Annotated in this window: 18 protein-coding genes and 1 tRNA gene; 13 read left to right on the forward strand and 6 right to left on the reverse strand. The window is 70.4% G+C overall.

Features of this window, described 5'->3' with window-relative positions:
* The first annotated feature begins 21 nt into the window (after positions 1-21).
* Positions 22-95 (forward strand) — tRNA-Pro (locus tag FJV46_RS07785).
* Positions 96-166: 71 nt separating this feature from the next.
* Here FJV46_RS07785 and FJV46_RS07790 read toward each other — a convergent pair.
* From FJV46_RS07790 to purD, 3 genes are all read right to left on the reverse strand, one after another.
* Positions 167-1153: an NHL repeat-containing protein gene (locus tag FJV46_RS07790; RefSeq protein ID WP_232008493.1), complete on the reverse strand. Its 987-nt coding sequence runs from the start codon at positions 1151-1153 to the stop codon at positions 167-169.
* Between the two features lie 248 nt (positions 1154-1401).
* Entirely contained in the window at positions 1402-2301 is a 900-nt protein-coding gene (locus FJV46_RS07795; protein ID WP_087028358.1) for a phosphoribosylaminoimidazolesuccinocarboxamide synthase, read from the reverse strand.
* The gene (gene purD / locus FJV46_RS07800) at positions 2298-3590 is read right to left on the reverse strand and encodes a phosphoribosylamine--glycine ligase (RefSeq protein ID WP_087028359.1); all 1293 of its coding nucleotides are present in this window, start codon (positions 3588-3590) and stop codon (positions 2298-2300) included. Before purD ends, FJV46_RS07795 begins: the two co-directional genes overlap by 4 nt.
* Positions 3591-3692: 102 nt before the next feature.
* Between purD and FJV46_RS07805 the strand changes: the two genes are divergently transcribed.
* The 9 genes from FJV46_RS07805 to purM all read left to right on the forward strand — a co-directional run bounded on the left by FJV46_RS07805 (position 3693) and on the right by purM (position 12922).
* Entirely contained in the window at positions 3693-5381 is a 1689-nt protein-coding gene (locus FJV46_RS07805; RefSeq protein ID WP_087028361.1) for a molybdopterin-dependent oxidoreductase, read from the forward strand.
* 155 nt (positions 5382-5536) lie between these two features.
* Complete coding sequence (locus tag FJV46_RS07810) at positions 5537-6541, forward strand: asparaginase (RefSeq protein WP_087028363.1); 1005 nt, start codon at positions 5537-5539, stop codon at positions 6539-6541.
* A gap of 8 nt (positions 6542-6549) precedes the next feature.
* Complete coding sequence (locus FJV46_RS07815; protein WP_087028364.1) at positions 6550-6915, forward strand: sterol carrier family protein; 366 nt, start codon at positions 6550-6552, stop codon at positions 6913-6915.
* The gene (locus FJV46_RS07820; RefSeq protein WP_087028366.1) at positions 6912-8420 is read left to right on the forward strand and encodes a DUF2079 domain-containing protein; all 1509 of its coding nucleotides are present in this window, start codon (positions 6912-6914) and stop codon (positions 8418-8420) included. Before FJV46_RS07815 ends, FJV46_RS07820 begins: the two co-directional genes overlap by 4 nt.
* Before the next feature lie 20 nt (positions 8421-8440).
* Positions 8441-8806: a hypothetical protein gene (locus tag FJV46_RS07825; protein ID WP_232008495.1), complete on the forward strand. Its 366-nt coding sequence runs from the start codon at positions 8441-8443 to the stop codon at positions 8804-8806.
* Positions 8807-8908: 102 nt separating this feature from the next.
* Complete coding sequence (locus FJV46_RS07830; protein WP_087028367.1) at positions 8909-9082, forward strand: DUF1059 domain-containing protein; 174 nt, start codon at positions 8909-8911, stop codon at positions 9080-9082.
* 10 nt (positions 9083-9092) lie between these two features.
* The gene (locus tag FJV46_RS07835) at positions 9093-10214 is read left to right on the forward strand and encodes an EAL domain-containing protein (RefSeq protein ID WP_087028369.1); all 1122 of its coding nucleotides are present in this window, start codon (positions 9093-9095) and stop codon (positions 10212-10214) included.
* A gap of 36 nt (positions 10215-10250) precedes the next feature.
* Complete coding sequence (purF, locus tag FJV46_RS07840; RefSeq protein WP_087028370.1) at positions 10251-11810, forward strand: amidophosphoribosyltransferase; 1560 nt, start codon at positions 10251-10253, stop codon at positions 11808-11810.
* On the forward strand, positions 11807-12922 hold the full coding sequence (gene purM / locus FJV46_RS07845; RefSeq protein ID WP_087028372.1) for a phosphoribosylformylglycinamidine cyclo-ligase: 1116 nt from the start codon (positions 11807-11809) through the stop codon (positions 12920-12922). The genes purF and purM overlap by 4 nt, the downstream gene beginning before the upstream one ends.
* Before the next feature lie 83 nt (positions 12923-13005).
* Here purM and FJV46_RS07850 read toward each other — a convergent pair whose 3' ends face one another.
* Positions 13006-16056 carry an endo-1,4-beta-xylanase gene (locus tag FJV46_RS07850; protein ID WP_087028374.1) on the reverse strand — a complete coding sequence of 1017 codons (3051 nt, stop codon included), beginning with the start codon at positions 16054-16056 and terminating at the stop codon, positions 13006-13008.
* A 193-nt stretch (positions 16057-16249) separates the two neighbouring features.
* Positions 16250-17386, reverse strand: coding sequence for an endo-1,4-beta-xylanase (locus FJV46_RS07855; RefSeq protein ID WP_087028376.1), 1137 nt, complete (start codon positions 17384-17386; stop codon positions 16250-16252).
* Between the two features lie 209 nt (positions 17387-17595).
* On the opposite strand from FJV46_RS07855, the gene FJV46_RS07860 reads away from it, so the two are divergent.
* The 3 genes from FJV46_RS07860 to FJV46_RS07870 all read left to right on the forward strand — a co-directional run bounded on the left by FJV46_RS07860 (position 17596) and on the right by FJV46_RS07870 (position 21382).
* On the forward strand, positions 17596-18639 hold the full coding sequence (locus tag FJV46_RS07860; RefSeq protein ID WP_087028687.1) for a LacI family DNA-binding transcriptional regulator: 1044 nt from the start codon (positions 17596-17598) through the stop codon (positions 18637-18639).
* 64 nt (positions 18640-18703) lie between these two features.
* On the forward strand, positions 18704-19894 hold the full coding sequence (gene xylA / locus FJV46_RS07865) for a xylose isomerase (protein ID WP_087028378.1): 1191 nt from the start codon (positions 18704-18706) through the stop codon (positions 19892-19894).
* A 3-nt stretch (positions 19895-19897) separates the two neighbouring features.
* Positions 19898-21382, forward strand: a complete 1485-nt coding sequence (locus tag FJV46_RS07870) for a xylulokinase (RefSeq protein WP_087028380.1) — start codon at positions 19898-19900, stop codon at positions 21380-21382.
* Positions 21383-21467: 85 nt separating this feature from the next.
* On the opposite strand, the gene FJV46_RS07875 is transcribed toward FJV46_RS07870, so the two are convergent.
* Positions 21468-22088: a hypothetical protein gene (locus FJV46_RS07875; RefSeq protein ID WP_087028382.1), complete on the reverse strand. Its 621-nt coding sequence runs from the start codon at positions 22086-22088 to the stop codon at positions 21468-21470.
* Positions 22089-22551 lie beyond the last annotated feature (463 nt).

The following is a 22551-nucleotide window of genomic DNA, read 5'->3' on the forward strand; positions in this document are numbered from 1 at the left end:
CCATCCTCGCGTCGGCGGCACCGGGGTGTGGCGCAGCTTGGTAGCGCGCGTCGTTCGGGACGACGAGGTCGCAGGTTCAAATCCTGTCACCCCGACCGGAGATAGGCGGAAGGCCCGCTGGGAGACCAGCGGGCCTTCCGCGTATCAGGACCTGATCACGATCCGACTAGCGGGCCGGCGCCGTCACCACTTCGAAGCCGCCCGGGTCCACCGCACCGAACTTCGCATTCGCGAGGGCCAGGGTGTTGCCGAACAGCGCCACCGTGGTGGGCACCTCGAACAGCGGGCTCGTGATGACGTCTTCCACGTCTCCGCTCGTGCGGTCCGCCGACAGGTCGATCCGGCTCACCTGGTTGATCCTGTTCTGCACCGCGTACACCGTGCCGCCCCGGGCGAGGATGCCGTCGACGTTCGGCAGCGCCTCGGTGGCGATCACCGCACTGACGCCGGTCTCCGGGTCCACCGTGTAGAGCGCCTGGTTGGCCGAGTGCGCCACGATCAGCGTCCGGCCGCCGTCCACGGACGTGATGCCGTTCAGGTTGAATCCCGCGGTCACGAGGGCCGCGGGGCCCGACAGCGCAATGGTCTCGACGTCCCCGAGGGCTCCGCGCGGGCCCACGGGCACGAAGTACAGCTCGGCGCTGCGCGAGTTGGTGAAGTAGGCGCCGTCCTTCGTCAGGGTGACGTCGTTGATGAACGCGTCACCGGTGGCCAGTTGGAGCTCCGCGACGGATTCACCGGTCCGCGTGTCGTAGACGTAGGCCTGGCCGGTGAGACCGCCCGAGACGAACAGCAGGTCGTTCCTGACATCGGCCTTGAGCCCGACGGCGACCCTGCCGTCCGGGGCGTCGATGAAGACGTCGGCCGTGCCCCGCCGGATGTCGCCGCGGTAGATGTCACCGTCGCTCAGGTCTCCCGCGTAGAAGGTGCTGCCCTTGCCTGCGGCGATGCCCTCCGCGCCGCCGGCGCCCGGCAGCGGGATGAACGCACCCTGCCGGCCGGCGGCGGCAGTCGGGGCCTGGGAACCTGCGGGGGGTGCTGCGACCGCGCCTGCAGCGGGCGCGAGCAGGACCCCGGTGGCGACCGCCGCGACGGCGGCCCGGGCGAGTGCCCTGCGGCGCGTGGTGCTGGAGATGGAAGGGGAGGTGTTCACGGTGCTCCTCGAGTGTTCCGCGCGGACGGGCGATCCGGGGACGTTCCGCACCGCGCTGTGTCGAATGTGTCCTGGCCGCCCGGTGGGCGGCCCGTCATCGTGTACCACGGCCGGGAAGGGCCGTCGGCCGGCGGAGTTCGGGAAACGGATGCCGTGCCACTGCGGACAACGCGCGGGTCGCCGTCATCGTCCCCGTCGCCACGCCTCGCATGGCATGGCATCGGGATCCGCCGGGACCCGTCGCCGGGTCAGGCGAACGTGCGGCCGGTCAGGCGCTCGTACGCCTCGATGTACCGGGCACGGGTGCGCTCGACGACGTCGTCCGGCAGTGCCGGCGGCGCGGCGGAGCGGTCCCACCCGGAGGCGTCCGACGTCAGCCAGTCGCGCACGAACTGCTTGTCGAACGAGGGCTGCGCCTGCCCGGGGGCGTAGAGGGCCGCGTCCCAGAAGCGCGAGGAGTCGGGGGTGAGGACCTCGTCGCCCAGCGTGATGGCGCCGGTGGACGGATCGAGCCCGAATTCCACCTTGGTGTCGGCGAGGATGATGCCGCGCTCCCGGGCGATCGCCTCGGCCCGCATGTAGATGTCGAGGGTGAGGGCGCGCAGCTCGGCCGCGGCGTCGTCACCCACGGTCATGACGACGGCGTCGTAGGTGATGTTCTCGTCGTGCTCGCCGACCTCGGCCTTGGCCGACGGCGTGAACAGTGCGGGTTCCAGCCGGGAACCGTCCACCAGGCCCTCGGGCAGGGGCAGGGCGCACACCGTGCGCGAGTCCCGGTACTCGATCAGGCCGCTGCCGGTGAGGTAGCCGCGGGCAATGCACTCGATCGGGTACATGACGAGCCTGCGGCAGATCATCGCCCGGCCCTCGACCGCCGCCGGCACTCCCCCGGCGGCGTCGGCAGCGAGAACGTGGTTCGGGATGCCACCCAACCGCTCGAACCACCAGAGGCTCAGCTGTGTCAGCACGCGCCCCTTGTCGGGGATCTCGGTGGCGAGCACGTGGTCGAAGGCGCTGATGCGGTCACTGGCGACCACCAGGACGACGTCGTCGCGGCCGTCCTCCGGCTCGTACAGGTCGCGGACCTTGCCGGAGTAGACATGGCGCCAGCCCGGAAGCTCGAGGTGGGTAGGGGCGAAGGAGCTCACGCCGTGGCCGCCGCGGGACCGGTGACCGTGACCTCGGCGCGGGAGGCCTTGAGCGCGATGTCCGTGCGGTACTGCCCACCCTCGAGGTCGATCAGGGAGAGGCTCTCGTACGCCGTGGAGCGCGCCGCGTCGAGGGAGTCCCCCAGCCCGACGACGGCGAGCACGCGCCCGCCGGAACTGACCACCTTGCCGTCCCGCTGCGTGGTCCCGGCATGCAGGACGTGCGCGCCCTCCACCCGGCCGGCCTTCTTGAGGCCCCGGACCCGCCGGCCCGTGACCGGTGCATCGGGGTAGTTCTCGGAGGCGAGGACGACGGCGACGGCGGTCTTCGGCGACCAGTTCAGCTGGTCGATCTGGTCGAGGGTCCCCTTCGCAGCAGCGAGGAGCACGCCGCCCAGCGGCGTCGTGAGCCGGGCGAGGACGGCCTGCGTCTCCGGGTCCCCGAAGCGCGCGTTGAACTCGATGACCCGCATGCCGCGCGAGGTGAGCGCGAGGCCGACGTAGAGGACGCCCGCGAACGGCGTGCCGCGGTGGGTCATCTCGTCGATCACGGGCTGCGCCACCCGGGTGACGACCTCCTCCACGAGGCTTGCGGGAACCCACTCGAGGGGTGAGTACGCACCCATGCCTCCCGTGTTGGGGCCCTGGTCGCCGTCCGAGATGCGCTTGAAATCCTGGGCCGGGGCGAGCGGCACCACCGTGTGTCCGTCGGAGAGCACGAACAGGGAGACCTCGGGTCCGTCGAGGTACTCCTCGATGACCACTGTGCCACCGGCCGCGAAGCATGCGGCGGCGTGGGCGCGCGCCTCGTCGAGGTCCTCGGTGACCACGACGCCCTTGCCTGCGGCGAGCCCGTCGTCCTTGACCACGTAGGGTGCCCCGAACGTGCAGAGGGCCTCGCGCGCCTCGTCGTCGTTCGCGGCCACGCGGGCCATCGCGGTGGGGACCCCGGCGGCGGCCATGATCTGCTTGGCGAAGGCTTTGGAGGCCTCGAGCTGCGCCGCGGCCCTCGTCGGACCGAACACGGGGATGCCTGCCTCGATCAGGGCGTCGGCCACGCCGGCCGCGAGGGGCGCTTCCGGCCCGATGACCACGAGGTCCGAGCCCAGGCGCCGGGCGAGGTCGGTGACCACCGCCGGGTCCTGGGCGTCGATCTCGTGCGTGGTGACGTCGTCCGCGATCCCGGCGTTGCCGGGAGCTGCGTGCACCTCCCGGACGAACGGATCGGCCAGCATGGCCCGGACAAGAGCGTGTTCGCGGCCGCCGGGGCCCAGCACTAGAACCTTCACAGTAGGACAGCGTACTGGAGGGGTCCCCGCCACCGTAGTGCGCGGTCCCTGTTACGCCGGGCGGCTACCCATACAGGTCGGCGCGCTCTCCGAATACCTGCCATGAGCTCCTCCACCAAGCCCCGCCGCGGCCTCTCCGCCCTCGCCGCCCTTGCCGGCATCATCGCCGCCGGAGTGGTGCTCGGAATCGCAGAACTCGCCGGCGCGTTCTTCCGTGCCAGCGCCACCCCGGTGATCGCGCTGGGGTCGACCTTCATCGACTTCACCCCGCCGTGGATGAAGGACTTCGCGATCGAGACGTTCGGCACCAATGACAAGCTGGCCCTGCTCGTGGGGATGGGCATCACCATCGCCCTGCTCGCCGCGGTCCTCGGGATCGTGGCGTTCCGGAGGTGGGTGCTCGGCGTCGCGGGCGTGCTGCTCATGGGCGCGATCATCCTGGCCAGCGTCCTCACGCGCGCCGGCAGCTCCCTGCCGGATGCCCTGCCCACGATCGTCGGCACCGCGGCCGGCCTGCTGGCTCTCCGCGTCCTCATCGCCCGCCTCCGCCGCACCGCTGTGGGTGATCCCGCCGGGGCTTCCACCGCGACGACGGCGATGACTGCTGCTACCGGCGGACGCGGAGCGACAGGCGTCACCGTCACGGAGAAGGACGACGCCGCGACCGGGCAGGACGGCAACGAGCGGGAAGGTGCCACTGCAGCGTCCCTGCCGTCCGCCGGCACCTCGCGGCGCGGCTTCTTCGCAGCGGTCGGGGTCACCGCGGTGGTCGCCGCCGTCGCTGCGGGCGGCGGCCGCCTCCTGGCGGGCGCGCGCAACAACATCGCGGCCGTCCGGGACAGCCTGGCGTTCCCGGCCCCTGCCAGCCCGGCCCCCGCCCTTCCCGCCGGTGTGCATCCCCCCGTCCCGGGCCTCACCCCGTTCGTGACCCCGAACGACGACTTCTACCGGATCGATACGGCCCTGAGCGTTCCGCAACTCACCGCCGACGACTGGGTGCTGCGCGTGCACGGCATGGTGGAGGAGGAGTTCGAGCTCAGCTTCCGCGACCTCCTGGACGCGGATCTGATCGAGCGCCATGTCACCCTGACCTGCGTCTCCAATCCCGTGGGCGGTTACCTCGCCGGCAATGCGAAGTGGCTGGGCTACCCCCTGCGGGAGGTCCTGGCCCGTGCCCGACCGCTCGACGGCGCCGACATGGTGCTCTCGACGAGTTCCGACGGCTTCAGCGCCTCCACCCCCCTGCCCGTGCTGCAGGACGAACGCGACGCCATGCTGGCGGTGGCCATGAACGGGGAGCCGCTGCCCGTGGAGCATGGATTCCCCGTCCGCATGGTGGTGCCGGGACTCTACGGATACGTCTCGGCGACGAAATGGGTCGTCGATCTGGAGGTCACGCGATTCGCGGACAGGACGGCCTACTGGACCGACCGCGGCTGGGCGGAGAAGGGCCCCATCAAGACCATGGCCCGCGTCGAGGTCCCGCAGTCGTTCGCGAGCCTCGAGGCAGGAACCGTGATGATCGGTGGCACCGCCTGGTCGCAGCACCGCGGCATCACGAAGGTGGAGGTCTCCGTGGACAACGGCGACTGGGAGGAAGTGACCCTCGCAGCCGAGGCGTCCGTGGACACCTGGCGGCAGTGGTCCCACGAACTCTCCCTCGAGTCCGGCCTGCACACCGTCCGGTCGAGGGCCACCGACGCGGTGGACGGACTCCAGACCGAAGAGCGCGCCGACACCGTTCCGGACGGCGCCTCGGGCTGGCAGTCGGTGCAGTTCACCGTGAAGTAGGGAGGTCCGTGGCTCCGGCACGGAAGCCCGCGAACCCGCGGCGCCCGGCGGCGCCGCACCGGCCTGCGCCCACCGGATGAACCGTCCCTCCGGTGGGCGCAGCTGCGACCCGCACCGTCCGCCGGCCGACCGGACCGATAGGGAATACTGGGATCATGCCCTCCACCTTCACCACGGCTGACGCCGTGGACTTCGCCGTCCTCGAACGCAATGGATTCATCGAGTCCCGCCACGTGGGCGCCGCCGTCGTGCTCGCCGCGGACGGCTCCGTCGTGACGGAACTCGGCGACATCAGCAGCCCGATCTTCCCGCGGTCCACCCTCAAGCCGTTCCAGGCGCTGGCGAGCATGAAGGCCGGCGTCCCGCTGCGCGGACCGCAGGTGGCCCTCGCAGCCGCGAGCCATGTCGCGAGCAACGCCCACATGGACGTGGTGCGCACCATGCTCGAGGCAGCCGGGGTGACCGAGGACCACCTGCAGTGCCCCGAGGACTGGCCGCAGGACGAGGAAGCGCGCAACGACCTCGTGCGCAGCGGGCGGGGCAAACAGCGCATCGCGTTCAACTGCTCCGGCAAGCACGCCGCCTTCCTCTGGGCCTGCACCGAGAACGGGTGGGACACCGACACCTATCTGGAGCCCTCCCACCCGCTCCAGCGCTCGGTGGCCTCCGTCATCGAGGAGTACACGGAGGAGTCCGTGGCGGCCTGGGGCGTGGACGGCTGCGGCGCCCCCGTTGCCGCCGTGTCCCTCACGGGCCTCGCGCGCGGAATCGGCAAGGTGTCGCGGGCGCCGTCGGACAAGCACGCCGATGCGCGCGCGGCGACGATCGCCACGGCGATGCTCGACTACCCGTGGGCCGTCCATGGCACCGGCATGGAGAACTCGGTGGTCATGGAGGACCTGGGCGTGGTCGCGAAGAGCGGCGCCGAGGGCGTCCTCGTGCTCGGCGCCCGGACCGGCGCCTCGCTGGCCCTCAAGGTCCTCGACGGGAACAACCGCGCGGCGACCCTCGTGGGTCTCACCCTGTTCGCCGCGTCCGGCGCCATCGACGCCGAGAAAGTGGGGCCCGTGCTGGAGAAAGTGGTGCAGCCGGTCCTCGGCGGCGGCCGCCCGGTCGGCAGCCTGCGGCTCGCCACGCCCGTCATGTCCCTGCTCGACTAGGCCGGGTCATGGCTCGACGACGCATCACGTCAGAGGACGGACGCCAGGCCCTGGAGTCCGTCGCGGCCGGTTCGGCAGGCCGGGCGGACCTCGCCATGGCCGTCCGCTTCGCTCTCGAGGAGCTCGCCGAACGTGCGCCCGGCAACAGTGTCGAGGTGCGCGTCCCGCCGTTCGGTGTGACGCAGTGCGTGGAGGGCCCCCGCCACACGCGGGGCACACCGCCGAACGTCGTCGAGATGGACGCGGCCACCTGGCTCGGCCTCGTGGACGGTTCGATCAGCTGGCCGGAGGCCGTCCGCGCCGGGAGGGTGGCCGCCTCCGGGCAGCGTGCAGACCTCAGCGCCTGGCTCCCGCTCCTCGGACGACACCCATGAACACCGGTGAGCACCGCCCGGCGGGAAGGGCCGAGCCCGGCCCGGCGACGGCACCCGAGACCCCCGGGGACGAGCCAACGGCCGCGGGCCCTGAAAGCCGCCTCGGCTCCCTGCACGGTCCCGTCGTCGCCTCGCTCCGCCAGCAGCCTCCCGCTGCCTGGCTCGCGGGTCTCCTGGCCACGCTCCTCTACACGATCTTCTCCGTCACCCAGTGGAACCAGCTCGTCTCGCCGTCGTGGGACCTCGGGATCTTCACGCAGCTCGCGAAGGCCTATGCCGCCCCCGGGGCGCCGATCGTGCCGATCAAGGGCGAGGATTTCAACCTGCTGGGCGACCACTTCCACCCCCTACTGGTGCTCCTGGGACCGGCGTACGCGCTCGCGCCGTCGGGCCTCACCCTCCTGATCGTGCAGAACGTCCTCTTCGGGCTGTCCGTGGCCGTGGTCTCCCGAGCGGGCATGCGCCTCCTCTCCCCCGCTGCCGGGCTCTGCGTCGGAATCGCCTACGCGCTCTCCTGGGGGCTGCAGTCCGCCGTGGCCGCTCAGTTCCACGAGATCGCCTTCGCCGTCCCCCTCCTGGCACTGAGTGGTGAAGCCGTGCTGCGGCGTCGCGTCCTTCCCGCGGTCCTGTGGGGCGGGCTACTGGTCTTCGTCAAGGAGGATCTGGGGCTCACCGTGATGATGCTGGGGCTCGTCATCGCGTGGCGGCTCCGCACGGTCGCAGGGCTGTGGCTGTCCGTCTGGGGGGCGCTGTGGCTGATCGTCTCGGTGCGCCTGGTCCTCCCCGCACTCAACGCGGCAGGACAGTACGACTACTCGGACCGCATCGACGTCGGGGCGATGATCACGGACCCGGCGGGCGCCGTCGTCGACCTCGTCTCCGGGACGGCCAAGCACGAGACGCTGCTGCTGCTCCTGATCGCGGGCGGATTCCTGTTCCTGCGGTCCTCGCTGGCCCTGGTCCTGCTGCCCACGCTGCTCTGGCGTTTCGCCTCCGGACAGGAGAGCTACTGGGGGCCCGAATGGCATTACAGCGCGGTGCTCATGCCGGTGCTCTTCCTGTCACTGCTCGACGCCGTGCGTTCCCTCCGCGGTAGCCGGCGCGCCTGGAGCCGACGCGTCGCGCTCATCGGGGTTCCGGCTGCGGTGGCGGCGTCCCTCGTCCTGCTGCCCACGCAGAAATTAGCACCTCTCGCCGAACCCGCCACCTACCGCCAGTCGGAGCGCTGGGATGCCGCGCACCGCATGATGGACCTCATCCCCCACGAAGCGACGGTCGAATCCGGGGTCGTGCTGATGGCCTATCTCGTGCCGGACACGCGGGTGTACTGGCTGGGCAACGTCAATCCGGCACCGGACTACCTGATCGTGGACGCCGACGACTGGAGCTGGGGTCCCGTCAGGCCGGGTGACGCCGAGGCCCACGCGGAACAGCGGTATCCGGGGACGGACTACGCGCTGGTGTTCGACGAGGCCGGCTACCAGCTCGTCCAGCGGCAAGGCTGAGGCCCGGTAGCCTTAAACCCATGACCTCCGAGGAGCCCACGCCGAACAGCACGCCCGCGCAGCCGTCGCAGTCCCCGGAACCGTCCGCGTCCGACGACCGCGCCGACTCCTCGTCCGCCTACCGCGAGGTGACGGTCCGCAGGGCACCGAAGTTCGTGCCGTTCATGGCGGTCGGCGCGATCCTCGGATTCCTCGCCGCCCTCGTCATCGCGTACACCGGCCCGGTGGACCCCACCCTCACACGCGAGTCGGTGCTCGGCTTCTTCACCGTGGCCCTCGCCCTGCCCGGGGCGCTGCTGGCAGCCCTCCTCGTCCTGCTCATCGACCGGCGCAGCGTCAGGCGCGCCGAACGGGCGCGCGCGCAGCGCCTCAACGACGACGCCTGAGCGGTCCGCCACGCTCCACCCGGTGAGTGCCTTACACCGGCCCGCGGGCTGCCGACAGTACAACCCGATGGGGGACTGTCGACCCGAAAGAAGGATTGTGCCGTGAAGGCATTTGCATGTGGAGACGTAGTACCCGGCTGTGACTCGCGCTGGGTCTGCAGCACCGAGGACGAGATCCTGGTGGAGGTGAGCCGGCACGCCGCATCGTCGCACGGCCTGACGGAGCTCACGCCGGACCTCGCGAGCGCCGTCCGCGGCAGCATCGTCGCCGTCTGAGCCACCCCAGGTGGATGACCCGAACCCGGGCGAGGACACGCGGGAGGACACCGAGCTCTCCGCCGCATGCCTCGGCAGGGGGATCGCCTCCGCCTACCAGCCCATCATCGACACCGCCCGCGGTTCGGTGGTGGGCTATGAGGCCCTCCTCCGCTTCCCCGGCTACAGCGAGCAGAACCCCGAGGTGTGGTTCGCCCGCGCACGTCGTGCAGGGCGCGCTGCCGACCTGGAGGCAGCGGCCCTCCGCTGCGCCTTCGCCCACCGCAGCACCCTTCCGGGGAACTGCTTCCTCACCGTGAATGTCTCCCCCGCCCTGCTCTCCTCACCCGTGGTGCGCCGGGTGTGGGCGGAGCAGGGCCCCCTGGGCGGCGTGGTCGTCGAGCTGACCGAGCAGACCCCGATCGATTCCTACGTGCAGCTGGAACCGCACCTGAACGCCCTGCGCGCCGCCGGCGCCATGATCGCGATCGACGACGCCGGTTCCGGCTACGCGGGCCTGCAGCACCTGCTCAGCCTCCGTCCGTCCATCATCAAGATGGACCGGGAGCTGGTCCGTGACATCGACACGGACGAGGCCAAGCGCGCCCTGATGGAGATGATCGGCCTCTTCGCCAGCAGGGTCGACGCCTGGATCCTCGCGGAGGGGATCGAACGCGTCGAGGAACTCGACACCCTCGTCTCCCTCGGCGTCCCGCTCGTGCAGGGCTACCTGCTGGGCCGGCCGGCACCACCCTGGCAGGGCCTCGACCTCGATCTCGCGCTCCGCCTGTCCACGCGGTCGCACGACGCCGCCGCGTCGACGGTCCGGGGCGTCGTCGAGCCGGCGGCCACCGCAGTGTCCCTTCCCGCGGCGGCCGGCCTCTTCCGCGCCGATCCGGAGCTCACCGACGTCGTCCTCCTGGACGGGCAGAGACCGCTCGCGCTCCTGACCGAGGACACCGCGCGCCTGGGTATCGTCGCACCGGGCCTGGTCGTCAATGTCGACACCGCTGTGGACGAGGCGCTCGCCCGCTCGGTCACCCGCGACCAGGCCTCACGGTTCTCACCCCTGCTCGTGACGGACAACGCCGGACGGTTCGTCGGACTCGCCCGGATGGAGCGGCTGATCGGGAAGCTCGCAGGCTCGAGCTAGGACCCGCGGCATTGCGCGCCGTGAGAGAATGTGGCCATGGTGCGCGGCGACGGACAACTCTCCCACGATCTTCTTCCCGGCGAAAAAGGACCACAGGATGCCTGCGGTGTCTTCGGCGTCTGGGCGCCCGGTGAGGAGGTCGCCAAGCTCACCTACTACGGCCTCTACGCGCTGCAGCACCGGGGGCAGGAATCAGCCGGTATCGCGACCAGCGACGGCCGCCGGATCAACGTCTACAAGGACATGGGCCTCGTGTCGCAGGTCTTCGACGAGTCGACGCTGAACACGCTGACCGGACACATCGCCGTCGGGCACTGCCGGTACTCGACCACGGGGTCCTCCCACTGGGCCAACGCGCAGCCGACGCTCGGTGCGACCGCCGCCGGCACCGTGGCACTCGCCCACAACGGCAATCTCACCAACTCCGCCGAGCTGTACCAGATGGTGCTCGCACGGCACGGCAAGCCCCGCGCGGGCGAGCTGGCCCAGGGCAACACCACCGACACCGCGCTGGTCACCGCCCTCCTCGGCGGCAACGACGGCCGCACCCTCGAACAGACCGCCATGGAGCTCCTGCCGAGTATCCGCGGCGCGTTCTGCTTCGTCTTCATGGACGAGGGCACGCTCTACGCGGCGCGCGACGCATACGGCGTCCGGCCCCTCGTGCTCGGCCGGCTCGAGCGCGGCTGGGTGGTCGCCTCCGAGCAGGCGGCGCTCGCGACCGTGGGCGCGAGCTTCATCCGCGAGATCGACCCCGGCGAGTTCATCGCCATCGACGAGGACGGCGTGCGCAGCAGCCGCTTCGCCACCCCGACCGCCGCCGGCTGCGTCTTCGAGTACGTCTACCTCGCGCGGCCCGACGCCGCGATCGCGGGCCGGTCGGTCTACGAGTCCCGCGTGGAGATGGGCCGGCAGTTGGCGCGCGAGAACTCCGCCCCGGGAGACATCGTGATCCCCGTCCCCGAATCCGGCACCCCGGCGGCCGTCGGCTTCGCGGAGGAGTCCGGCATCCCCTTCGCCCACGGCTTCGTCAAGAACGCCTACGTGGGCCGCACCTTCATCCAGCCGAGCCAGACGTTGCGTCAGCTCGGCATCCGGCTGAAGCTCAACGCCCTCGAATCCGTGATCCGCGGCAAGCGCATCATCGTCGTGGACGATTCGATCGTCCGCGGCAACACGCAGCGCGCCGTGGTCCGGATGCTCCGCGAGGCCGGGGCCGCCGAGGTCCACGTCAAGATCTCCTCACCCCCCGTGCGCTGGCCGTGTTTCTACGGAATCGACTTCGCCTCACGCGCCGAACTGATCGCCAACGGTGCAGCGGTCGACGAGATCAGCGCCTCGATCGGCGCCGACAGCCTCGCCTACATCTCCGAGGACGGCATGATCGATGCCACCCAGCAGCCCCGCGAGCGCCTCTGCACCGCGTGCTTCACCGGGACCTATCCCATCGAACTGCCCGACGACGACCGCCTCGGCAAGAATCTGCTGGAGCGGCTGGACCCCGCCGACAAGGCGGGCGCCACCGGGTGCGATCCCGGCCCGGACGCCGAGTTCGAATCCGTCCTGACAGCCGAAGACAAGAAGGAACGGGTATGACCGCCACCAGCCCCATCACGTACGCCGCCGCAGGAGTGGATGTCGAGGCCGGTGACCGCGCCGTCGAGCTCATGAAGGACGCCGTCCGGGCCACGCACGGCGAGCAGGTCATCGGCGGGGTCGGCGGATTCGCCGGGCTCTTCGACGTGTCCCGGCTCCTCACGTACACGCGGCCGCTACTGGCGACGTCGACGGACGGCGTGGGCACCAAGGTGGCGATCGCGCAGGCCATGGACATCCACGACACCATCGGGTTCGACCTCGTGGGCATGGTCGTGGACGACATCGTGGTGGTGGGCGCCGAGCCGCTGTTCATGACCGACTACATCGCCTGCGGCAAGGTGGTCCCGGAGCGGATCGCGGATATCGTCCGCGGCATCGCGGCCGGCTGCTCCCTCGCCGGCACCGCTCTGGTAGGCGGCGAGACGGCCGAGCACCCGGGTTTGCTCGGCGAGCACGAGTACGACGTCGCCGGTGCCGCGACCGGTGTCGTCGAGGCCGATCGGGTCCTCGGCCCCGAGCGCGTCCGTGCGGGGGACGTCGTCATCGGCATGGCCTCCTCGGGCCTGCACTCGAACGGGTACTCCCTGGTACGCCGCGTGATCAACCAGGCGGGCTGGGCGCTCGACCGCCAGGTTTCGGAGCTCGGCCGTACCCTCGGCGAGGAACTGCTGGAACCCACGCGCATCTATGCCGCGGATTGCCTTGCCCTGGCGCGCAGCGAATCGGCGAGGGTGCACGGCTTCAGCCATGTCACGGGCGGCGGCCTTGCTGCCAACCTCGCGCGCGTGCTGCCCCGCGGCCTCGAAGCCACGGTGGACCGTTCCACCTGGGAACTGCCCGCCATCTTCACTCTCGTCGCCCAGCTCGGCTCCGTGCCCCTGCCGGACCTCGAACGCACCCTGAATCTCGGCGTCGGGATGCTTGCGATCGTCGACGCGTCCGGCGCCGACTCCGCCCTCGCGCAGCTGAACGCTGCCGGTGTGCCCTCGTGGGTCATGGGCAGCGTGCAGGCCGCGAGCGGTGCGAGCACCGACGGCCCCGACTACGTCCAGGGCGCCAAGGGCGTGGACGGCGGCTCCGTCCGGATGCTCGGCTCCTACGCCTCCTGAGGCCGATGCTTCCGCGGCCCGCCCGGAGCGAAGCCCCCGCCCTCTTCGAGGAGGACGGGGGCTTCGCTCTTCCGTGGACGGAGTCAGGGCTTGCCGTGCTGCTTCCGCGTGACCACGACGTCGAACGTGCTGGTCCGGGTGTTCCCGGCCTCGTCGGTCGCGGTGCAGGTCACCGTGGTGGTACCGATCCTGAATCGCGTGCCCGACGCCGGCAGGCAGTCGAGCGGCACCACGCCGTCGAGCGTGTCGATGGCCGAGGGCAGTGAGTACGCCACCTTCGCGCCGCTCACGCCGTTCGAGACCGCCGCGACGTCCGCGGCGTCCGCGATGCGCGGCGGCAGGACATCGGCGGGGCGCGCCGGCAGCCGGGACGGATCGACGATGCCCCAGTAGGCCGGGGTGACCTGCAGGTCGTCGTCGAACGGAAGGGGCTGCTCCCACGGACGGGCCATCGGCCAGGTGCGCAGCCAGGTACGTGCGTTGCTGATGCCCCAGAAGGTCACCGACTCCACCGCGTCGCCATGCTCGGTGAGCATCGCGAACAGGTCCCGGTAGTAGTAGCCGACCTCCGCCGCGGCGTCGGCGTCGTTCTCGAACGCCGGGCTGTAGGGATCGGTCGGCGTACCACTGACGTCTGCACCCTGGTTCTCGGTCGAGGCGTTGACGTCGAGCTCGGTGATGGCCTGGAGGAGCGTGGGGTCAAGGGCCTCGACGCCCTCGATGGAGTCCTCGAGCCACTGCACGGGGCGGGCGACATCCACGTGCGCCTGGTGCCCCACGCCGTCGATCGGCACCGCCCTCGCCTGCAGTGCCGCGATGAGGCTGAGGTAGTCGGCCCGCTTCTCGGGCATCTCGGTGTTGTAGTCGTTGATGAACAGCGCCGCGTCGGGGAAGTACCTATCGGCGAGGCGGAAGGCCTCGTCGACGAAGCCCTCACCGAGGACCTGGAACCACCGGCTGTCACGCATGTCGTGCGGGTTGTCCGTGTCGCCGTCGGCGATCACCTCGTTCACCACGTCCCAGGCCCAGATGGGACTGTCACCATTCGGATAGCGCGCGTCGATGTGGTCGGCGATCCCCTTGATGTGCGCTTCCATGCGTGCCTTCAGCAATGCCTGGTCCGCCGGGCTGTCCGTGAGATCGCGCTCGCCGTCGCGGAAGAACCACGCCGGGGTCTGGGAGTGCCAGGCGAGCACGTGACCGTACACCTCGATGCCGTTCGCGTCCGCGAAGTCGAGCAGCTGGTCGAGCTGCGTGAAGGCGAACTGGCCCTCCACGGGCTGGACGCTCTCGGGCTTGCCGGCGTTCTCGGGGGTGAAGGCGTTGTAGTGCTTGCGGAGGAGGTCCGCCGCCGTGCCCACGGTCTCCCGTGCGTCGATGGCCACACCCACGTGCTCGATGCCCTGCTTCCCGAGGACGTCCTGCAGCGCGGGCACGTCGTTCTGGATGGGCGTCTCCACGATGGGCGCGACGCTGACGTCGTCGAGCAGGAAGTCCACCCCGACAGGGCCTTCGACGTAGATCTGCGCGCGGTCCGCGGCAGCCGCGAGCGTGTAGGTGCCCTTCAGCTGCACCCACGCGTCGGAGGTGACGGACGCCCCGGCGCCGGCGACGCCGTCGTAGGCGCTCCCGCCGCCGTTGTCACGCTGCACGGACACCTTGAGCGATGCGGGGGACTGGCCCGGAGCAAGCTTCGCCCACACCGAGACCGCCACCGCGGTCCCGACGGGCAATCCGTCCGTGACGTCGAGGGCCGCCCCGTGCCATGGCTGCGTGCGGTTCGTGACGAGCAGGCTGCCGGAGCCTGTACGGGCGTCGGCGCTCAGGGCGACCGAGACGCCGTCGCCCCTGGCGGTCCAGCCGTCGACGCCGGTCTCGAAACCGCTCGTGATGCCGGCCGTTGCGCCGTCGGCCGCGCCTCCCCGTGGGAGGGTGAAGGTCCAGCCCTCGGCGAGCTTCTCGGTGACGACCGTCGCGACCGCCTTGACGGTGTTCGAGCGGTCGCCGCCGCCGTCGTGGGCGAGGACCACGGCACCGGGTGTGAAGGCCTTGCGGAGGTTCGCGGTCAGGGTCTCCTCGCTGAGGTCGTTGCCGTCCCAGTCGAAGATGACGTTGCCGAGGCCCAGCGGCTGCATGCCGAGCGCTGCAGCGACCTCGCCGGTTGCGCCCCAGCTCCCGTTCGGAGCCCTGAAGTAGGGCACCTGCTGCTCCGGGTTGCCGAGCGCGTCGCGGATGATGCGGAGATTCTCCTTGAGGTCCGTCTCGACCTCGTCCCTGGACCATGAGCCCATGTCGGCGTAGGACGTGCCGTGGTTGCACAGCGTGTGCCCCTCGGCGACGATCCGCTGCAGGAGCTCGGCACCCCCGGCAGCCTGGACATTCTGCCCGATGATGCAGAAGGTCGCCGTGATGCCACGGTCTCGGAGGAGATCGAGGACGGCGCCGGTCTCCCCGGGGTTGGGTCCGTCGTCGAAGGTCAGGGCGGCCACGTCGCCCGTGCCACGAGCCGCGGATGACGGCGTGGCCGTCGGTGCGCTCGCGCCACCGAGCACGAAGGTGGGATCCGGCGTGGGCTGCCACGCGCCGCCGTCGGCCGGGGCCGCCGTGCCGCTGATCACGACGTCGTCCACGAGGTAGTCGTACGGTCCACCGAGGTCTCCCGTTCCGAGGTAGGCCCGCAGGGTCGCGGGGTCGGCACCGGCCGGTGCAGCGAAGGTCCCGCTCACCGTGGTCCAGGTGTCGGCGGAGACTGTGGTGTTGCCGACCCAGGTGTAGGCGGGTTCGACGACGAAGCGCGCCGACGTCGTCGTCCCCGCAGGGGCGGCCAGCCGGACCTGGGCGGAGAAGGTGTATGCACCGCCCGCCCGCAGGAGGTTCGCCGGGGTCTTGATGCCGTCGTAGTCGTTGGCGCGGCCCTGCACGAGGAGTGCCTTGTCCCCGTCGGCGTCGACGACGGACAGGGTGGCTCCGCCGTTCTGTACGAGGGGGCTGAGATCGCCGTCCTCGAAATCCTCGTTGAGGAGCACGATCGGCTCCTCGGGCTCGGCGGCCTGCACGGACGGCAGCGCGAGGGCGCCGGCTCCGGTGATCAGGCCGAACGCCGTCGCTCCTGCGATCAGACGTCGTTGTCTCATGGTTCTCCTTCGTCGGGTGTCCGCGCACGGAGGCGCGGACCAGGCCGCTGGGTGCAGCCGGTGGGGGGGGGTGATGCGTGGGTGGTGCAGAGGTGGTGCCGCTTGGAACCGGTGATGCGGTCGGCGACGGGTGGCGGCGACGGGGCAGGACGGGCGCGGTCCCCCTCCGCGCCCGCCCTGCCGATCCGTCGCTCTACCGGTTGCCGCGCCCGGGTGACGCCTGCTCGAGCGTCGTCTGGAGCGCGTAGTAGGCGGGCTTCCGGGTGAAGTCCTCCTCCATGACCGTGGCCTCCCCCTCGCCACTGAAGAACACGGGGACCCACGAGTAGGTGTCCGTGAAGCCCCAGATCGTGAAGGAATTGCACTCGTCCACCGCCACGCAGGCTTCGAGGGCGCGCTGGTAGTAGCTCGCCTGCTGCGCCAGCTGCGCGGCCGTGGGTTCGGTACCGGCGACGACGTCCATGCGCACGTCGATCTCGGTGATCGCTGTCTCCAGCCCCAGGTCGTCGAAGCGCTGGAGGTTGGCCCGGAGATCGCCCGGGAAGCCGTACCGGGTGCTGAGGTGCCCCTGGATGGCGAATCCGTCGATCGGCACGCCCTGTGCCTGCAGCCGCGGGATGAGCTCGAGATAGGCGTTGCTCTTCGCGTTGAGGCCCTCCACCCCGTAGTCGTTGAAGAACAGCTTGGCCTTGGGGTCGGCCTCGTGGGCCCAGCGGAAGGCATCGGCGATGATGTCGGGGCCCAGTTCGCGGATCCAGATGTTGTCCGTGGTCCGCAGGGTCCCGTTGTCGTTGAAGATCTCGTTGGCCACATCCCACTGCTGGATCTTGCCCGCGTAGCGGCCGACCACCGTCTGGATGTGGTCCTTCAGGATGGCCCGCAGCTCCTCCTTGGTGAAGTCGCCTTCCTCGAGCCACTCCGGGTTCTGGCTGTGCCAGAAGAGCGTGTGCCCGCGGACCACCTGCTTGTTGGCTTGAGCGAACTGCACGATGGCGTCCATCTCGGCGAAGCGGTACGTGTCCTGCTCCGGGTGGACGAACTCCCACTTGAGCTGGTTCTCCGGCGACACGGAGTTGAATTCCGCGGCGAGGCGCTCACGGTAGGGCTGGTCGTAGGTGAACGGGTCCGGGTAGGCCTGGGTCTCGTGGTGGCCGCCGCCGGCGACGGCGGAGCCGATCCTGAGATCCTTCGGAGCCACCCACCGCAGGGTGTCCTGCTTCTCGATTCCCGGCGGTCGGGGTGCCGGCGGTGCGGCGAGGGTCGGAGCCGCGGACGGCAGGAGGATGGCCGACGCGAGAACCGCGGCGGCGAGGGAGGTGCGAACCTTCATGAGCTCTCCTTTGAGGTACGTGAGGCGGAACTGGTGCTCGGGGTTCGACTGCCTTCCGGCTGTGGCCCGTCGCGTTTCCGGTAAGGTTCCGGAAGTTTCCGGAAATACCGTTGCTGTAGGTTAGGAACACAGCACCGCCGAGGTCAAGGGTGCAGAGGAAATTGTGTCGGGGGCGCAGAGTGGCCGCTCCCCGCGTACAGGAGGACGACGTGCAGGACAACAGGGAGCCCGCGGTGACGATCTCCTCGATCGCATCGGCTGCCGGGGTGTCGGTCCCCACCGTCTCGCGCGTCCTCAACGGTCGCTCCGACGTCGCGCCCGCCACGCGGGAGCGGGTCGAGACGCTCCTGCGTGAGTACGGGTACCGGCGCCGCGGGTCCGCGCAGGCGGCCCCGGCCGGACTCGTGGACCTCGTGTTCAACGACCTGGACAGCCCGTGGGCCGTGGAGATCATCCGAGGCGTGGAGGAAGCCCTCAATGCGGAGGGGCTCTCGGTGGTCGTCTCCGCGATCCATCGCCGCGGTAGCGCGGACTCGACCCGCAAGTGGCTCGATACCTTGAGCGCGCGGGCGAGCGACGGCGCCATCCTCGTCACCACGGACCTCGACTCCTTCCTCCACGCCGAGCTCCAGCGACTGCACCTCCCCGTGGTGGTCATCGACCCTGCGGGTGTGCCGGATCTCGACGTGCCGACCATCGGCGCGACGAACTGGACGGGCGCGGTGAATGCGACGGAGTACCTGATCCAGCAGAACCACCGCCGCATCGGCTTCGTGGCCGGCCGCCCGGGGATCTGGTGCAGCCGCGCTCGCCTCGACGGGTATCGGGCCGGGCTCGAAGCCGCCGGGATCGCCGTCGACCCGGAGCTCGTGCACGGCGGGGACTTCGACTACGCCTCCGGCTTCGACGCCGGGCGGGCGCTCCTCGCCCTCCACGACCGCCCGACGGCGATCTTCGCGGCCAGCGACCAGATGGCCCTCGGGGTCTACGAGGCCGCCCGGCAGCAGGGCCTGCGCATTCCCGACGATCTCAGCGTGATCGGCTTCGACGACCTCCCGGAGGCCGGCTGGGCCTCCCCTCCCCTCACGACGATCCGCCAGCCCCTGTCAGGCATGGGCACGCTGGCGGCACGCACGCTCGTCCGGCTGATCCACGGCGAGACCGTCGAGAGTCCGCGCGTCGAACTGTCCACCCGCCTCGTGCGGCGTTCGAGCGTGCAGGCCCTTGGACCCCAGGACCGATTTCCTGCTTGACTCCCGGCAGAAAACGAATATGTTTATTACGACAACATATTAGTCACAACCCCTGGAGCACTCAATGGCGATCGAGCCCACCCGCGACGACAAATTCTCCTTCGGCCTCTGGACGGTGGGCTGGGAAGCCCAGGACCAGTTCGGATCCGCGACCCGCCCACCCCTCGACGTCGTTGAGGCCGTCACCCGCCTCAGCGACCTCGGCGCCTACGGCATCACCTTCCACGACGACGATCTCTTCCCCTTCGGCTCCAGCGCCTCGGAGCGCCAGAACCAGATCGACCGCCTGAAGGGCGCCCTCGATTCGACGGGCCTGATCGTCCCGATGGTCACCACGAATCTCTTCAGCCACCCGGTCTTCAAGGACGGCGGCTTCACGAGCAACGACCGCGGCGTGCGGCGCTTCGCACTCCGCAAGGTGCTCGACAACATCGATCTCGCCGCCGAACTCGGTGCGAAGACCTTCGTGATGTGGGGCGGGCGTGAAGGCAGTGAGTACGACGCCGCCAAGGACATCCGGGGCGCCCTTGAGCGCTACCGCGAGGCCGTCAACCTGCTCGGCGACTACGTCACCGACAAGGGCTACGACATCCGCTTCGCCATCGAGCCCAAGCCGAACGAGCCGCGCGGAGACATCCTGCTGCCCACGCTCGGACACGCGATGGCCTTCATCGAGACCCTCGAGCGCCCCGAGCTGGTCGGCATCAACCCCGAGACGGGCCACGAGCAGATGGCGGGCCTGAACTTCACGCACGGGATCGCGCAGGCGCTCTACCAGGGCAAGCTGTTCCACATCGACCTCAACGGGCAGCGGAGCATCAAGTTCGACCAGGACCTCGTGTTCGGACACGGCGACCTGCAGAACGCCTTCTCCCTCGTCGACCTGCTCGAGAACGGCGGGCCCGACGGCGGCCCGGCATACGACGGTCCCCGCCACTTCGACTACAAGCCGAGCCGCACCGAGGACATGAACGGCGTCTGGGACTCCGCCGCAGCCAACATGCAGACCTATCTGCTGCTCAAGGAGCGCGCCGCAGCCTTCCGCGCGGATCCCGAGGTCCAGGCAGCCCTCACCGCCTCGCGGGTCTCCGAGATCAACGAACCCACGCTGAACGGCGGCGAGGGCTACGAGGCGCTCCGCGCCGACCGGTCCTCCTACGAGGACTTCGACGCCGATGCCTACTTCAACGGCAAGGGTTTCGGTTTCGTGAAGCTGCAGCAGCTCTTCATCGAGCACCTTCTCGGAGCCCGCTGACCCATGGCCCTCGTCACCGGCGTCGACTCCTCGACGCAGAGCTGCAAGGTCGTCGTCGTCGACACCGTGACCGGCGCCGAGGTCCGCACCGGCCGTGCCCTCCACCCGGAGGGCACGGAGGTGGACCCGGACGCGTGGTGGCGGGCCCTTCTCGCCGCGCTGGAGGAGGCCGACGGGCTCGGCTCCGACATCGAGGGACTGGCGATCGCCGGCCAGCAGCACGGGATGGTGCTGCTCGGCCAGGACGGTCGGGTGTTGCGGGATGCACTCCTGTGGAACGACACCCGGTCCGCGGATGCTGCGCAGGACCTCATCGCTGAACTCGGCCTCGAGGAGCTGGTGACGCGGACCGGGTCTGCGCCCGTGGCGTCCTTCACCGGTACCAAGGTGCGGTGGGTCCGTGACGCCGAACCGGACGTCGTTCCGCGTATCGCCGCCGTGGCCCTGCCGCACGATTGGCTGACCTGGCGCCTGAGGGGCTTCGGCCCCGACGGCGATTCGCCGCTCGGACCGGTGCTCGGGGAACTCGTCACCGACCGCTCCGACGCGAGCGGTACCGCGTACTGGAACCCGACGAAAGGCGCCTACGACCTCGCGCTGTTCGAGCGGATGCTCGGCCGCCCCGCTCGCGAGGCGCAGCCCGACGGCACCGGGGACGGAGCGACGGACGCGGTCGTCCTCCCCCGCGTCCTGGGGGCGGCCGCGGCAGCAGGCACGGTGCACCCCGCACATCTCGCGGGCGCTGAGCACAGCATCACCCTCGGACCGGGCGCGGGCGACAACGCCGGCGCAGCCCTGGGGCTGGGCGCTGAGGAGGGCGACGTCGTCGTGTCCCTCGGCACCAGCGGCACGGTCTTCGCCGTCGCCGCCGACGCCGTGGCGGACGCGTCCGGGACGGTGGCCGGCTTCGCCGATGCCAGCGGCCTGTTCCTGCCCCTGGTGGCGACGCTCAACGCGGCGCGGGTCCTCTCGTCCGTCGCGGGTGTCCTGGGCGTCGATCACGACGGCTTCGCGGACCTGGCGCTCAGCGCGGAACCGGGCGCTGGGGGCGTGGTCCTCGTCCCCTACTTCGAGGGCGAACGCACGCCCAACCTGCCCACGGCGAAGGCGAGCTTCCACAATCTGAGCATCGCCTCGGCGACGCGCGGGAACATGGCCCGCGCGGCGATCGAAGGGATGCTCTGCGGTCTGGCCGACGCCCTCGACGCCGTCCGGGCGGCCGGTGTCGTTCCCCGACAGCTCCTGCTGATCGGCGGCGCGGCGCAGAACGGAGCGGTGCAGGAAACAGCGGCCCAGGTCTTCGACCTGCCCGTCCGCATCCCGGCGCCCGGCGAGTACGTCGCTCGGGGCGCGGCGGTCCAGGCGGCCTGGGTCCTCTCGGGGTCCCGCCCGGCCTGGCAAGTCGACACCCTTGAGGACCGCGCCTCGGATCACCGTCCGCTCATCCGCGAGCAGTACCGGGCCGCCCTGGCGACGATCTCGTTCTGACGGACCGCGGACAGCAGGAAGGCACCCCCGACAGGGGGTGCCTTCCTCGTTTCTACGGGACGCGCCCGTGCAGGTGCGGTGCGGCCTACCGGCGGGTCTGGTGGTCGATCCCGACCTGGTCCACCTTGCGGTGGAAGTGCATGCCCGCCTTGCCACCGAGGATCGCCGCGACGAGCGGGACCAGGACGGCGATGGCCAGGGCGATCAGCCCGCTGGTCGTCAGCGTGTCCTGATCGAACCTGATGCTGGGTGCTCCGTTGAGATTCGAGAGCACGTTGAACTGGTCACCGGCCACCGCGGCGAGGATCGCCAGGACGATCGCGACGATGATGCCCCACAGCCAGACGGCGAGACCCTGCTTGGCGCCGTCGAACCGGGCCATGCGGCCGGCGACGTAGCCGCCGCAGTAGTACGCGATGAACAGGACCACGGCGAGGACGATCCCGCTCACGATCCCGATGGTCTGGGCGTTCTGCTGGGCCTGGTCGGCAGCCTCGTTCACGGTGCTGGAATTGGATGCCCCGATCCCGACGCCGATCGCCGTCGCCAATGCGCTGAGGATGACGGTGAGGCCGATCGCCGTCAGCCAGCCGAAGAACGCCGACCCGAACTTGATGCCGCCGAATCGCTCCTTCTCGGCGGCGACGACGTCGTTCCGGCGACTCTTCGGGGTACTCGCACCCGAGGTGGGCTCTGTTGATGCCATGATGCTCGTGCTCCTTGATGAGTAGGGTTGATCGTCGTCCCGCCGCAGTGCAACGGGACGACGATCAGTCTGCTTACTACTCTGGCGACTTCCCCTCCCCCGGGCAAGCTCATTAAGTTGCCCTCCGTGCACACTCCCTGCACCTGGACGGTCGGGATGTGGGCGCCACCCGCGTCAGGGCGCGGCCTCCGGAACGACTGTCCGCCGGAGTGGTGTGCGGATCACACCCGCCCACGGCCCGGCGAGGACCACCGAGACCGATTCGTTCATTGCGGTGGATGGCCGATGCGGCTATGGGGCTGCCGCGAGCCGTGAACGGTGGACCGCGCCGTTCATCGCCTTCGAGGAGCAGAAGGCGCTGCGCAGTTCATCGTCGGACGCCTCTCGAAGGTTTCGACGAGTGACCCGAAAGTTTTGCCGTGTGCTGTGTGGACGTATCGGCACAGCGATCACCACCATGGGA

The organism is Arthrobacter agilis, assembly GCF_006494655.1.
Taxonomy (GTDB): Bacteria; Actinomycetota; Actinomycetes; order Actinomycetales; family Micrococcaceae; genus Arthrobacter_D; species Arthrobacter_D agilis.

Coding starts and splice junctions, on each gene's coding strand:
- FJV46_RS07820 (WP_087028366.1), top strand. CDS start 6,912: ATGAACACCGGTGAGCACCGCCCGGCGGGAAGGGCCGAGCCCGGCCCG.
- purF (WP_087028370.1), top strand. CDS start 10,251: ATGGTGCGCGGCGACGGACAACTCTCCCACGATCTTCTTCCCGGCGAA.
- FJV46_RS07825 (WP_232008495.1), top strand. CDS start 8,441: ATGACCTCCGAGGAGCCCACGCCGAACAGCACGCCCGCGCAGCCGTCG.
- FJV46_RS07855 (WP_087028376.1), bottom strand. CDS start 17,386: ATGAAGGTTCGCACCTCCCTCGCCGCCGCGGTTCTCGCGTCGGCCATC.
- xylA (WP_087028378.1), top strand. CDS start 18,704: ATGGCGATCGAGCCCACCCGCGACGACAAATTCTCCTTCGGCCTCTGG.
- FJV46_RS07805 (WP_087028361.1), top strand. CDS start 3,693: ATGAGCTCCTCCACCAAGCCCCGCCGCGGCCTCTCCGCCCTCGCCGCC.
- FJV46_RS07850 (WP_087028374.1), bottom strand. CDS start 16,056: ATGAGACAACGACGTCTGATCGCAGGAGCGACGGCGTTCGGCCTGATC.
- FJV46_RS07815 (WP_087028364.1), top strand. CDS start 6,550: ATGGCTCGACGACGCATCACGTCAGAGGACGGACGCCAGGCCCTGGAG.
- FJV46_RS07875 (WP_087028382.1), bottom strand. CDS start 22,088: ATGGCATCAACAGAGCCCACCTCGGGTGCGAGTACCCCGAAGAGTCGC.
- purM (WP_087028372.1), top strand. CDS start 11,807: ATGACCGCCACCAGCCCCATCACGTACGCCGCCGCAGGAGTGGATGTC.
- FJV46_RS07870 (WP_087028380.1), top strand. CDS start 19,898: ATGGCCCTCGTCACCGGCGTCGACTCCTCGACGCAGAGCTGCAAGGTC.
- FJV46_RS07810 (WP_087028363.1), top strand. CDS start 5,537: ATGCCCTCCACCTTCACCACGGCTGACGCCGTGGACTTCGCCGTCCTC.